The sequence below is a fragment of the Nostoc sp. genome (assembly GCF_036917435.1).
Lineage (GTDB): Bacteria > Cyanobacteriota > Cyanobacteriia > Cyanobacteriales > Nostocaceae > Nostoc.
Map to the genome: position 1 here is coordinate 74,600 of NZ_JBALDM010000034.1, position 14,475 is coordinate 89,074.

The window sequence follows — 14,475 nt, forward strand, 5'->3', positions numbered from 1 at the left end:
TCATAACTTAAAGGGTTTAAGACCCCTACTTCTTCACGTAGCACCGGTTTCAGTCGGGGTTTAAATCCCAGTCTGAAAATGTCTTTAATTTTGAATTGTTAAATCCTTTCCTTGACTAGAGAAGCCGTATTGCTGATAGCACTGAAAACAGCAAAACCCCCGGCAGCAGCCACAAGTAACGATAAAACTGGTGCTAAAATTCCCAGAAAAATTATAAACCACATTAAGTCTGGATCAACATTAGCATCTTGTCCTGGCCCATTGACAATAACTGCGGCAGTTAGCACAGCAATAATATTGAATGAAATCTTGGCGATTCCAATAGATAAAAATCCAGTCAGCCATGCAAAAATCGGTTTCCCGGCTACAGGTAGTAAAGAACCACCTACAGCTATTGGCCCTAAAGCTGCTATTAGCAACATAGTAGCTTCTATCAAATTCTGAAAGGCATATTGTAAGGAAACTAAAAAGTTCTTGATGCTCGTTTGGACTGTAGAACCTAATAAGGAATTAAAAGACGCTTCTGATACACTCCCAGTACCATATCTAATATTATCTACCTTATTTTGCAGTCTAATTATCCAGCTTTTATTTCCATAAGTATCTCTATATTTTTGCCAGAGATTATTAACCTTTTCAGCAGCTTTGACAAAGCATTGACTTTGTTGTTGGCCAGTTAGTGATTCACAAGGACGCAGCAAAGAACCAGCTATGTCTTCAGCGATACTCATATTCAGTGCTTGCTGGTATATTTTGTCTGCATCTGTGGATGCCACTACTTGCTGATTCACAGTATTTAAAAAATTCCGTACTCCCAGGGTTAGATTAGAAAGTATACTTCCATTACCTGAGTTACTTAATAGGATTACCACTATAAAAGGCCAAATCAAAGCTGATATTGGACGGGTATATTCGTAGGATATTAAATCTCTCAGGAATTGTATCATAAAAAATAACAACGTTCCGACTGCAAAAAAAATACCCAGGTTTGTTATAGCTCCATACAAGTTATTACTCGTATTGTTTTGTAATAAATCTAGCCATTGTTTATCCCAACCTTGAGCAATGCTTTGGGAAGTTGCGACACCATTATCGAGAACGTCATCGATGCCTACTTGGGCAAAAATTAGTTGAATAGCAAGTTGCATTTTGATTTATTGAATATTTTTTGTATTCGCAGAGTTATACCGATTCTGTATGAAGATGCGCTAAACCATAAGGGATTTCCAAGAAATAAATTATCCCATCTTGTGGGGTGGGCATCTTGCCCACCTGTAATCATGGGCGGGCAAGATGCCCACCCCACAATAAAAAGTTGGATATTTTTTTATTTGCAAGTTCCTAAGTACAACAAATAAAAACGAACCGCAAAGGAAGCAAAGAACACAAAGGAAGAAGTTAAAAGGGTTTGGCACAGCCTCACAAAGAAATGGTATTACAACATTTTTCATTGAAAAGAATGAAATTTACTCGATTTATAACCGCCGATTAACTGTATGTTGTATCCCAACGTAATGAGAATTTTTTGAATCAGGAAATCTTATTTATTAACTTCTCTTCCAAACAAATCTATTTGAGAAGTAGCTCGTAAAAGTCTTGCCCCCTCTGTAGATGTATCTACTCTCCGAGCGCGATTTGCTTCTTCTGTTTGTTGAGAAATAGTTGCTAAATTTAAGTTAGAATATTGCAAAGACTGCTCTAATTGTGTAGATTTTGCGTAGGATTCGGCGACAATTTTTATCTGCTCTCTTTGGATTTTAAGTGTTTCTTGGTTAGCAGTTAGTAATGTACCTAAACCCTGAGTAAGTATTTTGTCTGCTGGATTTGGTGTATTTGCAAGTGTGGTTAATTGATTAATATATTTTGTAATATCATTATCTAAATCATTATTCTTGTTGACATCTGTAACACTCTCAATAGCTGTTTGAATATTTTCTAACTTTGCTTTTGAGCGAATCTGTCCATTCTCACCGAGAACGCTTTCTGCTGATCCACGGGTAACTACACGATTGAATTCATTACCAATTAAATTCCCACGCACGGCGGCATTATTTTCAAACTTATCTGATCTTGAGTAGAGAGTCGAATCGTCACGAACTTGTTTCCCCGCAGCAACAGGGTTAGGTATATTCAATTCTCCCCTGGTATTAGTCAGATTATTTTGACTCTGTGCTTCTACAGTGTCGCTCAGGTTATTTTGAAGATAGTTTTGCAAATCAGTGGAATATGATTGAAAATCAGTCCAAACCTGACCTAATCCACCCGTTTGAACTTGTGCGATCGCTGGTATGATTGCCAAGGATAGCAATGTAAGAGTAAAAATGGTAGTTTTTTGCATATATATATGCCTAAAAAGGTAGATGAAATTAAGTAGTGAATCAGAAATTTGCTTTGAAATATTATTTATAACTTTTTAGATCAACTACTACGTAAAGTAGCCACTAATTGACGAGCAAATGCAGAAATTGCTTCATACTTATCGGTGTGAAGTTGCATCATTTTGCTACGTGCAGTTTGTTCAGATGGGTTATTCGCAACTGCTGCCAATTGTTCATAACCTGGATAATAACGGCAGAATGTATAAATACCGTTATCATCTAACAGCCACTGGCTATAAACGCCTTCTTTCCGTGGAAAAAAGCTTTCTGAGGCATTACGAGAAATAATGTTGCGGGGATATTTTAAGATGTCTGCAAAACTATCTACTGCAACTGGCTGAATGCGTCCAATTAATCGTGTTGTCAAGTTTTGCAAAATTTTAGATGCAGCTTTAGATTTGGCAATGGTATCAGGATCTTGTCCTGATAAGATGACTCTGATACCGGCTTTAGCGCCGTTGGCACAAATTCTACCAACTAAGTCAGAGATTTGCTCGAATTCAAATAAGATTGGTGCTTCATCAATGAAGAATATTGAAGCTGGACTACCTAATGCGCGTCTTAGTGCTGCTGAATAGGCACTCAGAGATAGTACGGCTGCATCTTCACTATCTGATAAGTTCCTGAGAGCAAACACTAAAAGTTGTGCGTCGGTAGGAAAACTAGATGGTGCAGAAATAGCTTGTCCGACGCGGCTAGAAAGCCAAAACCGTAAGCGCAACTGAATTTGACTCAGAGCATCTTCTACTCTGCCAGTTAAGGAACTTAGCTGTAAGTGTTCTGGTGAACAGAAATAGAGGAAATCTTTTAAGGTAGGGGTTTTTTGCCAAGCCGGAGTGCCAAATCCTCCCGCCATCGCTTGCCGATATCGCTCTTTGATGCCTTCATCTCTAAAGAAGGCTTCTAAAGCTAAGTTGAGTAGCGATCGCACCGTTTGCGATAAAATTTGACTTTCAGTGGACGATCCTAAAACCATTGTCATTAACGCTGATTCGAGGAAGGCGGTATAATCGTTGAAGCGATCGCGCTGTTGTTCTGGTTCTAGCGATCGTAAATCTGGCTGTTCAAACAAGTTATTTGACTGTTTGGAAATATCAAAATAGGCTCCATTACCCTCCATAAACTCTGTATAGTCTGTGAAAGTTGATGTCCCATCAGGTTTAGGGAAATCTAGCGCCACGACAGGAATGCCATGTGCCAAAGCCTGAGTTAAAATCCCTGATACCAACACCGATTTACCAGCACGAGTTGTCGCAAATAAAGCTAAATTTTTGTGTTGATTAAATAAATCTAAATGTACGGGTGTTCCGCCTTCTTCGGCAATCAACTCAAAGCCTTGTTTATCACCGCGTTTAGTTAAAACTAGAGGCATTAATCCGGGAACTTCGCTTGTTAAATATAGCTGGCGACGGTTAAACGGTGTTGCTAACAAACCTTCCCAAACTATTGGTAGAGTTTGCAGCCATATTTTCCAAGCATACTCAGTTTCTCTAATTACCCTGGCTGGACGTTGAAAACAGTTTTCAATATATCTTGTTGCCTCATCTAATTTATCAACAGTTGGACGATGTACCAAAATAGCAATACTCGTATAAATCGGAACAGCGCCTTCAAATAATTGTTCTTGTGCTGCTACTGATTTCTTCAACTTTAATTGTGCGTTGACATCAATGGTTTTACTTTTTTCTTGAGCCATGATTGTCGTCATGTTTGACTGTTTCAGCACTCGTTGTAGAGTAGTTTTTACTAATGCTGGATTTGCGGCAGTCAATTCACAAAAAATTTCTGTATCTACTACTCTTTCTCTCGCTAATAGTTCCCATAAATAGCGTAGTTGAGTAGATTTATTTGGCCAACCTCCGGGTTTTTCCAGAAATGATAGTACGCCAATATAACGATTGTTAACATTAACCCAACGGCGATCGGCACAAGGTACGCTAGATTCCATCAGCAAAGTTGTGCCGTGGATATTGTCTATGAGCAATTTACTACTAGCTAAATCTGAATTAACTTCCTCGTGTAGTCCTTGTTCATCTAAAGTCATTAACTGGGGAATCTCTATTGGCTGCGTATCATTAAACCTTTTCCAGATGCCTTCCCAGAGTTCATCTGCTGTCAAAGGTTTGACATCCAACCCCATTTGGTTAGATAAAATTTGTTCCCAGCGCAGAAAACCCTGCTTGTAAGCATTTGTGATTAGAGTTTCAAGGCGCTGATTTTCTACTTCTGAGAGTTCATTTTTGAATTTCAACCACCATGATTCAGCTTTGACTAAAAGCTTCTCTATCCAGTCATCTGCATGTTGCGAGTTAGATTCAACGGTATAAGTGACGTAAATCCGCAAAGATTTTGGTTTGCGAACACCAGAAATAGTCAGTTCTTTAACTCTGGCTCTTTCTGCCATCAGCAAATATTTGATATCTCGTGATGGCGCATTTTTGATGAGCGCTGCTAATTCTTTTTGACGTTCTTTATCGCAACTAAAAGATCCTAAATGCAGTGTCATCCTTTCACCGCTAGGGATATCTTTTAATCCAGCTTCAATGTTATTAAAAAGTGTATCGATTTGTTCGGGTCTTAAAGTGGTATGAATTCCCTTACAGTCAAAACCAAAAACAAAGCAAAACCGATCTTTTTGAGTGCCTTTTGTCAAAAGATACCCGCCAATATCGCGTCCATTCAGAGCGACACGCAGCATTGTCGCCAAATGTAAGGCATCTTCAAATGGTGTTAATCTACTTTCGTTTCCGGCGATGCTGACGCTTTGTTTTCCGATTTTTTGCTTCATGGTTAACTTCCAATAAGCTTTGATAACGAGCAAAGCCTCTTGTCCAAGCGGGAACGCCTATAAATTTACTTAAAAAACTCCAACTCCTACCACCAGTTAAAATCCACCAAGTTCCAATTCCCCAACCAGTCATTAATATCGTCCACAACCATTTTTGAAACTCTTCTTGGAAAATCCCACCAAAAATTCCATTGATGATAAAGTAGGAGGCTAAGGCAATTACCGTCCAAGGAAGAATTTGATCGGCAGGAATTGGCCCTAGAGAAGGTTGGCTTCCTAGAACTTGATTGACTGGACGAAATTCTTGTTCCCGCTCTTGAGACATTTGAAATATCTGAATTATTTACTGCTGCTGTGGGCCAATTACAAAGCGTGTGAGTACATCAGCAATAGTAACAGCAACAACGACTAATAAGGGAGTTCTGGCAATGCTTTGCCAATCTTCATCTTTACGCACTGCGTTAATCACACCAACCAGGGAGATTGCAATATAGAGTAAGTAAATCGCCCGCAACACATTAAATATCAAACTTATTGCTGTCTCGCTACCACCACCAGTTGTTGCTGCACCACCTAAGTTTCTTTTAAAAAACTTTTCAGCTTCTCCAAAAAACTGTGCTTGTGCAGGGGCTGCAAAACAGTCTAACCAATATAAACTCAGAATTACGGCTGCTGCTAATATTTGTAATAATATTAGCGATCGCTTGGGTAAATTTACTTGTTGCCCAATTTGCTGGGTAGTAACTGTAATTAAACTACCAACTAGTAAACAAAAAAGCAGTATAGGACTTTTTAGGCTGATAACGCTTAAAAGTACAGCACAAGCAATCAAAAAAGGTACAGATTCAACTAAAATAAGTAAGCTGGATTTAAGCCCTAGTCTTAACTTATGAGATACTTTGACAGCGCTACCAGTTAAACCTTTGAAAAAGTTTCTCTTGTGAGAACTTTGTCTAGACATTTGCTAATTTTCCTATAGTTACTTGGGTGTTGGTTGTCTAAAAGTTTACAATATCCAAACTAATTTAACATGATTTAACATTTATTTTTAATCAAATTTTTTAACCTGAAGTTAAAGTCTTACATTATATACAACTATGATTAAGTTAAGAAAATATTAATATTTCTTTAAAAACCTGTGTATGTACTTTGATAAACCATTTTTTGACCCTCAAAGTAGAACTATTACAGCCATCAGACAGATTTTGTCTTAATCACAGCTTAGGGAATTTAGTGAAAATAGGAAATAATTCTTGAGACTATCTTTCAGTTATTTGACTTTCCAAAGACTGGAGTATACAAGTAAATCTGGTTAAGCATAGTACTATTTAATACGTGTATTTATTTAAGAATCTATAATTTAATATTGTTATACTTAAAGTTATATCAACACTCCTACTTCGCAAGTATTTTTTCTCTCCTACTAAATGATTATGGTAAAAATTAGACCTAGTAAAGCAAGTATTTAGTTATTGAAAAGTCAAAATTTAATATAGCCTTAGTATTGCTGCTGGTCTAACATCTATCGGTCAGGATAGTTGAAAAAAGTTAAAGCGTCAACTATGTTATAATTGATCAGTTGAGAAATATTTTCGGTCATATAACTGACTATGTAGACACCTCTCCGAATCTAAATCTCTACAAACTTTGATTGTGAAGGTGTTTTGGTGTCGGTTTGTATTGCAAATCTATCCTTTAGAGATGAGAGTTTTTAGTATTGCAAAAATTGAAATTTTTAGTGAGCAGAACTATATTGCAATACCTTGTATAAAACTGATACCTCTCAATCAAAAAATGTGCTAGAAATAACGGACAAGTTTAGTGTGTCACAAACCCAGACAACATACGGATAGTAGTTTAATTTATGCCAACGGATATAATTACCCGTCCTGAGTCGCTCACAGAAGATTGTTTCTTTACTTACGCCCTTGGGACTGATTTGCATGATACTAATTCTACAGCCAAGTATTTACGGAGAATCAGAAAAGAAGATAAACCGTATATCGATATAGCTGTTTCTCCGAGGCCGGGCTATCGGTTTGAGGTTTGTCTTATCCCTGTTGAAGGGTTCGCTCAGGAAACAATATTGACAAAAGACGGGTTCGCCAAAGCTTTAGCGATTATTTGTGCTGTAGCTAACAAAGCTAGAAAGCGATTCCCTTCAGGAAATGGACAAGAGATTGTCCGGTGTCAGTTTAGCAATTTAGCTGATGCAGTTGCTGTAGCGAACAGATTGTCTGCGTTACCCTCTGATATGTATGAAACTATTGCCAAGTTACCAACTGCTTTGTAAGATTGCGTCCACTTGAAGATTTATGATTAAGACTGACGCAAAGACATTTTAATGGTATCTAAGTAGACGGACAAGAGAATAAAAAACTCAATAGTTGATATTTCATCTGTTCAGAAAAGTCTTGGATAACAAGTCTTTTGACCTTAAATGTACAATTTTTCTGTTTTTGTACAGTGCCCTATAATTCACAGTGAGTTTTTTTTATGCCTACAAGTCCTTTACGTGAAGAACCTCGTAACCAACGAGCGCCTGTAATTCGTACAAGTAATGAGTTTATTCTTTTAGAATGGCTAAAGTCAACTGGTCGTCTAATTGAGCGTGAACATCAAGAATCTGAGTATCTAACTGAAGTAGAAGAAATTTCAGAAATGATCGACCTTGACGATATCCCTTACGATCATGACGATGATGATAATGATATGGATGTAGAAGCGTAATTCGTAATTCGTAATCACTGTACAGCAGTCCCTCTCCTTGTAAAGGCTACGGTGTACACGCAAGTCTTTGGTATGGGGGTTTGTGGTTGAGTCTTATAGAAACCTCACCCTGGTTTTGCTGTGCAAAACCTGTCCCTCTCCCTTAGTAAGGAGAGGGATGTAGGATAGGAGTGGGTGAGGTTTTTTTATTTTAATTGTTGGATTTGAGTAATAAATAAAATAATTGTCCATTGCTGACTGTGACACCAGCGCGATCGCCTGCTAATTTCCCAGTACCTAAAAAGTAATCTACCCTACCTGCACCTTTAATTGCACCTCCAGTATCTTGGTCAAGAACATAGCGGCTAACGATGCGCTCCTCCAGTTTTCCGGTAGGATTAGCAAAGGGAATAGAAGCGCGAATCAACGCTAAAGCACCAGGAGGCATGAGAGATTTATCTGTAGCGATAGAACGCTCTGCTGTTAGGGGTACGTTGATCGAACCTTGGGCTGGTTCACCGTGGTTTTCTTGAAAAAAAACAAAACTGCGATCGCGCGGAATATAAATATTTAATTCTTGGGGATGCTTTTGGAAATAGTCGAGAATAATTGGCAGAGTCATCCCTTGTAGCGGTAATTTGCCATCATTCGCTAGTTCTCGCCCCAGACTTTTGTAGTTATAAGCATTATTACCAGCATAGCCGATGGCTGTCTGAGTCCCGTCGGGAAACTGAAGTCGCGCTGAACCTTCAATTTGAGCTAGATATGGTTCAAGGCGATCGCGGAACCAAAACAACTCTAATCCTCGTAATTTTCCTTTTGTGCCTTGTAAACCATCTACTCCTTCCAATTCTTCGCGGGTAGGATGAGGTTTAGGCCAAGAGGTTAAATCAGGAGGTAATCGATAAACAGGATAACGATATTCTGGTGTGGGGACGCGACTGGCTGCATAAAGTGGTTCATAATAGGCAGTGAATAAAACGGAACCTTTGGTGTTGTTACCGACTGACTGATAAAGAACAAATTCCCGCTCAATGGCTTGATGTAATTCTGTTGCAGAATTAGTTGTTAGCAGAAGTTCGCGGAATCTTGTCAAACTTTTGAAGACGCGATCGCGCGTAATCCCCCCCACTGGATAGTTTTGATAAGCAGCCGCAGCATTAGCCGTTTGCAGGTATTGGAGACTGTGAGCGATCGCACTCAAGAGCGCCTTCTTGTCTGGTATTTTTCCATAGAGAACTTCATCTAAACAAGAGGTATCACCTTGACAACAAGTAACTGGTAGTCTCTGAATTAATGGTACTTTTTGCTTTTCTGTAAGTGCATTTTGATTTTCACCAGTCAACGAAACTGGTATATCCCACTTTTTCAAACGGCATTCTGTCGGACTGAGTTCCTGATGCGCCAAAGATTGCATCCGCACCAGAAAAACCGATAAAACCACAGATAAGCTTATGCCGAGAACTTTGCTAAACTTCCCTAACTCAGCAAGTGTCTTTTTCATCAAAATTCAAAATTCTTCAGATTATCCCACTTCGCTCAAATTCAACAACCAAAATAACTTACTGCCCCATGCCCAATCCCCAATGCCCAATCCCCAATTCATTATTCATTCATATTCCGATAAGTGGCAACAGCCGAAGGCGATATCCGATTCAAATATCGGAATATCCAATATTTAAAAATAGTATCTAAAATTACTGGAAATGTAGCAATAAATAAAAAGATAAAATCTCGATTTGCTGGTAATCCCCAATGGCGCGATACACCTTCTAGCAGCACTTCCCAACCATGTGGAGAGTGAAATCCTACAAATATATCGGTAAATAAAATTATGATAAACGCCTTAGCACTATCACTAAGTCCATAAACAATATGATCGAAGAAATCTTTGAGTACAGCAATAGAAGACTTGCTAACAACTAAAAGCCAGATAAAAGCACATACAGAGAAAATATCTGCAAAAACATTTTTGATAGCATTAGAGCTTTCTTTACGAAATTCTTCAGCAATCTCTACAGCCTTATTTTTCATTTCAATTTCTATCCGCTCAGGCAAAAGCGCTGGGGCATTTTTTATGAAATTTTCAAACTTGAGCTTTTCTTCATATCTTTGCAAGTTTACAAGGGCTTCCTCTTCCATTTCTGAGTTGAGGAATATCTGCATTTCCTCATTATTTCTAAACCGCTCAACAAATGGGCCGACTAAAAAAGCTTTCGCTATTTGATGCGTCAAAAGTGGTACGATAATTAATAGTAAAATAAACCTAATAGATATTATTGTTCTTCTTTGAGTTTGACGAAAATTCTGAATTACTTCTTTTTCAGCATTAGGGTCTAATTCAACTTGCAGACGGGTAATAGTACTCAAAATAGAGCGGGGTAAAATGCCTGTTGTATCGGCTTTTAGCTTAGATTTTGGTTTTATATACGAGTCTTGAGTTGGTATCTTGGGTGGTAATATTGGAGTATTGACGACCAGCGAATTGTCATCAGATATCACAGAGTTAACTGGTAAACTTTGAGGTTTGACAACTAAATCTTTAGAAGTTATTTGATCGGGACTTGTTGTGTATTTGGATATAACTTGATCGATAAAGTTTAGCTTTTCTAAAACTAAAGCAGGACTAAGATACTCTATACCTGTTTTCTGGGCAGCTTCCTGATCTTCTTCATTTAGAAACCAACGGCTTGATCTAAACTCTGTAAGCCGCATTTTGGCAGTTTTTAATAGCTTATTTAGGTCTGACTCAAAATAATCCATGACGCTGTTACTGTACATGGCTAAGTCAACGTCTATTTTATTACCATTGAAATGCTTATTTTCTATTTCCTTAATCTTTAATGCTGCATCGTAAGCTTGATTTAAAGAACGTTCAGGAGTCTGTAAATACCATCGATAAGTATCAAGTAAAAAAGAATAGATTTTTTGGACAAAAACAGAGTTTTTCATTAGAAACAATCATCCAGCATTATTTGGTTATTCTTAACCTTAAGTTAACGCATGAGGTAGACTAGCAAATCTACAAGGAGAAAGTTTGTGGTTTCTCATTCGGTTTGGATTGTTGGCACTAGTCGCAGTGGGAAGACGGCTCATTTGGTAGAGCAATTTTGTAGTTGGGTACAACCTGAGAAGCAGTATAATGAATCATTTTATACTAATAAACAGGGACGTAATAAAGGCGATCGCATATCCGAATTTTTATATCTTAAACAAACAGAGCCAGGAGTTTTAGTCCTAGCTGCCAATGATGATAATCGCCGAGAATTGGGAGATGTAATTATTACATCAACCTTGGGTAAATATCCGGTACGTGCTAAGACACCGTTAGGTTTTTTCCAGGATGAAGTTATTTTATTTTGGCCGTTGCTAATTGAATCATTGAACCTGAAGGCGCAGTTTCCGGTAAGGTTGCGACCAGAAACCGAACAAGAATTAGCAACCAAACTCTGGCGTTCCCAATTAGATGAAGAAATTTTACGAATTGCGGGAGTAAATGAGTCTCGCTTGGTACGTCGCATTTTAGACTTGTTGCAATTAGCTGCTTACAGTGGTGTACATTGCGAAAATATTGCCCAGATTTTGGCAAAGGGTCTGGGGGAAAACACTACAACTTTAGAGCCGGAATTTTTGGCATCTTTACTCATTGATTGGCGTAACTGGTGTTTAGAGAGGGGGTTACTTACTTATGGCATTATTACCGAACTGTATAGTCAATATTTGTTGAGCGATCGCAACTACCAACAGCACCTAACTAAACGCTATCAAGCAGTATTGGCGGATGATGTTGACGATTATCCTAGCGTAGCGCGTCTTTTGTTTGAATTGCTATTAGATCGAGGTGCGATCGGCGCATTTAGCTACAATCCCGATGGTGCAGTGCGATTGGGACTAGGAGCAGATCCCAATTATCTAGAAGGGTTAGCAAAGCGTTGTCGGGTAGAAATCTTAACCGGGCCGCCTCCAGAGTCCTTGGGAGAGCAAGCTAAACAGATGGTGGAATTAGTCACAGAACCGATGGTACTGGTGAGTTTACCTGAGATTGTGCATTCCATTCAAACCACCTCCCGCGCTCAATTATTGCGCCAAACAGCCGAGGTAATTGCTAATGCGATCCAATCACAGCAAGTACAAGCAGAAGAAGTGGCGATTATTGCACCAGGTTTAGATGCGATCGCTCGTTATACTCTAGTAGAAATCCTCGTTAAACAAAATATCCCAGTAGAATCGCTCAATGATCAACGTGCCCTAATTAGTTCACCCGTCATTCGCGCATTACTCACCATGCTGGCGCTAGTTTATCCCGGCTTGGGTCGCCTTGTTGACAGGGATGCCGTCGCAGAAATGTTAGTTGTATTGAGTAGAAAGCAACAACTACCAGAAAACTCTACAGACGCGATGAATCGCGTCTCTACAAATATCGATCCGGTACGTGCTGGTTTGATTGCAGATTATTGCTTTGTACCCCATCCAGATCGCCCCAACTTGCTACCAGTGTCAACCTTCGAGCGCTGGGATAGAATCGGCTATGCGGCTACTACAGCCTATAATGAGATATTGCAGTGGTTAGAACAACAGCGATCGCAACAAGAATTGCGGTTAATTCCCAGTCCTATTTCCCTTTTAGATAGAGCAATTCAGCGCTTCTTGTGGAATGGTAGCAATCTCCCCTACGAACAACTAGCAGCATTGCGGGAATTATTAGAAACCGCTCAACACTACTGGGAAATTGATACCAGATTACGACAAATTGCCCCAGTTGAGACAACGCCTAACGCAACTATTATTGAATTTATTCAATTACTGCGACGTGGTACAATCACCGCCAACCCTTACCCCGTGCGTCCCATTGGTGGCGCGAGAAAAGCCGTCACCTTAGCAACTATATTTCAATATCGGTCTAGTAGGCGATCGCACCGTTGGCATTTTTGGCTAGATGCTGGTTCACCACTTTGGGCGAAAGGTGGCGCGGCGACGTTATTCGGTGCGCCGTTTTTCCTGCGAGACAGGTTAGGGGAACCTTGGACAGCAGAAGATGAAAAATTAGCAGAAGAACAACGACTGCAAAGAATATTGACAGATTTACTGTCTCGTGTATCCGAGAGAGTTTATTTGTGTCACAGCGATTTAGCAGTGAATGGACAAGAACAATTAGGGCCGCTGTTACCCTTAGTAAATGCTTGTGTAACGGTTATTTCTGAGACTAACGATAAGCTCAGATCCCCGACTTCTTAAAGAAGTCGGGGATCTTATGGATTCGAGACTGTGGTTGAATTGGTGAAGGAGAGCGAGGAAGGACTTTATCACGCCTTAAGAGCAAAGGAATACTCAGAAGTCCCAAAATAATTACGACTCCAGTCATTATCCAAACCATTAACCTATTTGGTTTATAATCTGCTCGTTCAATTTGCCAGAAAACTTGGTTGTATCGCCACGCGGCCAATACAACAGCTAAAATTCCAAAAATTACTAAAGCAAGACCCAAATTTTCCGAGTTGGATAATGGATTTACCGGAGGTTCTTGTTGAGTAATAGCAAGATTCAACTGGCGCAAAAATATCCCAAATCGCGCGATCGCAAAACCAAAGCTAATCAATGCAATAGAAGTGCGTAGCCAAGCCAGAAAAGTACGTTCATTCGCTTGATGCTCCCTTTGACGGTCAATTTTTGGTATTTTATCCATGAGTACTTCTGACGACTACTTATCCTTGAATTGATGAATAGCATGGACTAGCGCCATAAGCTCAACACAGTGTAGTGAGAAGTCTGAGAAAACCCCAAGCGATCGCCGGAATCTTTACAATAGTAAATAAGGTAAAGATATATATCAGAGTCAAAATCAATGGCACTATTCGGATTCGGCAAAAAGCAAGTTATACCCACACCTGAAGAAGCTTTGTCAGGAAGGGCGCAATCTATGTCAGTACCCGCCGCTCATTATGTCAACAAGAACCCTTTAAAAGCTCCTTTTCCCGATGGATTAGAGAAGGTAATCTTTGGCTTGGGCTGTTTTTGGGGTGCAGAACGCAAATTCTGGCAACTCAAAGGAGTTTACACCACCGCAGTCGGTTACGCTGCTGGATTCACACCTAACCCCACTTATGAAGAAGTATGTAGTGGGCGAACCGGTCACAATGAAGTGGTATTGGTTGTGTTTGATCCCAAAGTGATTAGTTATGCCGAACTGCTCAAAGTCTTTTGGGAAAGCCACAATCCTACCCAAGGGATGCGTCAAGGTAATGATGCTGGTACTCAATACCGTTCGGGAATTTATGTATATTCCGAAAGTCAAAAGCAGCTAGCAGAAGCATCGCGGTCAGCTTATCAGCAAGCCCTCAACGGTGCAGGTTATGGCAAGATTACCACAGAAATCTTGGATGCACCTGAATTCTACTACGCCGAAGCTTACCATCAGCAATACTTGGCTAAAAATCCTAATGGGTATTGTGGTTTAGGCGGGACAAACGTATCTTGTCCCGTAGGTGTAGTTGAATCGCAAGTTAGTAGTTAGAAATAGAGTTGGTAGGGTAGTCAACTTAAGGTTAGTTTGACGAATCTCTCCCTTCCTTGAACTAAATTTAAAGCCTGTTTCTCTCCGAC

At 39.5% G+C, this 14,475-nt stretch carries 12 protein-coding genes; 4 read left to right on the top strand and 8 right to left on the bottom strand.

All coding sequences use genetic code 11. The annotated features are described in order from the left end of the window. Window positions 1–98 precede the first annotated feature (98 nt). The 5 genes from V7K98_RS16390 to V7K98_RS16410 form a co-directional block, all read right to left on the bottom strand. Entirely contained in the window at window positions 99–1,148 is a 1,050-nt protein-coding gene (locus V7K98_RS16390) for a hypothetical protein (RefSeq protein WP_335023575.1), read from the bottom strand. A 392-nt stretch (window positions 1,149–1,540) separates the two neighbouring features. Continuing rightward, window positions 1,541–2,338 (bottom strand): hypothetical protein, encoded by a 798-nt coding sequence (locus V7K98_RS16395; protein ID WP_335023577.1) that lies wholly within the window; start codon window positions 2,336–2,338, stop codon window positions 1,541–1,543. 80 nt (window positions 2,339–2,418) lie between these two features. Continuing rightward, window positions 2,419–5,166, bottom strand: a complete 2,748-nt coding sequence (locus tag V7K98_RS16400) for a hypothetical protein (protein ID WP_335023579.1) — start codon at window positions 5,164–5,166, stop codon at window positions 2,419–2,421. Continuing rightward, window positions 5,114–5,491 carry a hypothetical protein gene (locus tag V7K98_RS16405; protein WP_335023581.1) on the bottom strand — a complete coding sequence of 126 codons (378 nt, stop codon included), beginning with the start codon at window positions 5,489–5,491 and terminating at the stop codon, window positions 5,114–5,116. Before V7K98_RS16405 ends, V7K98_RS16400 begins: the two co-directional genes overlap by 53 nt. Window positions 5,492–5,509: 18 nt before the next feature. Beyond that, window positions 5,510–6,127 carry a hypothetical protein gene (locus tag V7K98_RS16410; RefSeq protein ID WP_335023583.1) on the bottom strand — a complete coding sequence of 206 codons (618 nt, stop codon included), beginning with the start codon at window positions 6,125–6,127 and terminating at the stop codon, window positions 5,510–5,512. 903 nt (window positions 6,128–7,030) lie between these two features. Between V7K98_RS16410 and V7K98_RS16415 the strand changes: the two genes are divergently transcribed. Both V7K98_RS16415 and V7K98_RS16420 read left to right on the top strand, forming a co-directional pair. Next, on the top strand, window positions 7,031–7,459 hold the full coding sequence (locus V7K98_RS16415; RefSeq protein ID WP_323233319.1) for a hypothetical protein: 429 nt from the start codon (window positions 7,031–7,033) through the stop codon (window positions 7,457–7,459). A gap of 203 nt (window positions 7,460–7,662) precedes the next feature. After that, window positions 7,663–7,896: a DUF3134 domain-containing protein gene (locus tag V7K98_RS16420; RefSeq protein WP_335023586.1), complete on the top strand. Its 234-nt coding sequence runs from the start codon at window positions 7,663–7,665 to the stop codon at window positions 7,894–7,896. 190 nt (window positions 7,897–8,086) lie between these two features. Here V7K98_RS16420 and mltA read toward each other — a convergent pair whose 3' ends face one another. Both mltA and V7K98_RS16430 read right to left on the bottom strand, forming a co-directional pair. Then, window positions 8,087–9,379, bottom strand: a complete 1,293-nt coding sequence (gene mltA / locus V7K98_RS16425; protein ID WP_335023588.1) for a murein transglycosylase A — start codon at window positions 9,377–9,379, stop codon at window positions 8,087–8,089. Between the two features lie 101 nt (window positions 9,380–9,480). Continuing rightward, window positions 9,481–10,836 (bottom strand): proton extrusion protein PcxA, encoded by a 1,356-nt coding sequence (locus V7K98_RS16430; RefSeq protein ID WP_335023590.1) that lies wholly within the window; start codon window positions 10,834–10,836, stop codon window positions 9,481–9,483. Between the two features lie 78 nt (window positions 10,837–10,914). Here V7K98_RS16430 and V7K98_RS16435 point away from each other — a divergent pair, with 78 nt between their 5' ends. Continuing rightward, entirely contained in the window at window positions 10,915–13,110 is a 2,196-nt protein-coding gene (locus V7K98_RS16435; protein WP_335023592.1) for a recombinase family protein, read from the top strand. Here V7K98_RS16435 and V7K98_RS16440 read toward each other — a convergent pair. Next, the gene (locus V7K98_RS16440) at window positions 13,091–13,558 is read right to left on the bottom strand and encodes a YidH family protein (RefSeq protein ID WP_335023594.1); all 468 of its coding nucleotides are present in this window, start codon (window positions 13,556–13,558) and stop codon (window positions 13,091–13,093) included. The two genes, V7K98_RS16435 and V7K98_RS16440, sit on opposite strands and share 20 nt — an antisense overlap. Before the next feature lie 159 nt (window positions 13,559–13,717). Between V7K98_RS16440 and msrA the strand changes: the two genes are divergently transcribed. Then, window positions 13,718–14,386 carry a peptide-methionine (S)-S-oxide reductase MsrA gene (gene msrA / locus V7K98_RS16445; RefSeq protein ID WP_335023596.1) on the top strand — a complete coding sequence of 223 codons (669 nt, stop codon included), beginning with the start codon at window positions 13,718–13,720 and terminating at the stop codon, window positions 14,384–14,386. Window positions 14,387–14,475: the final 89 nt, after the last annotated feature.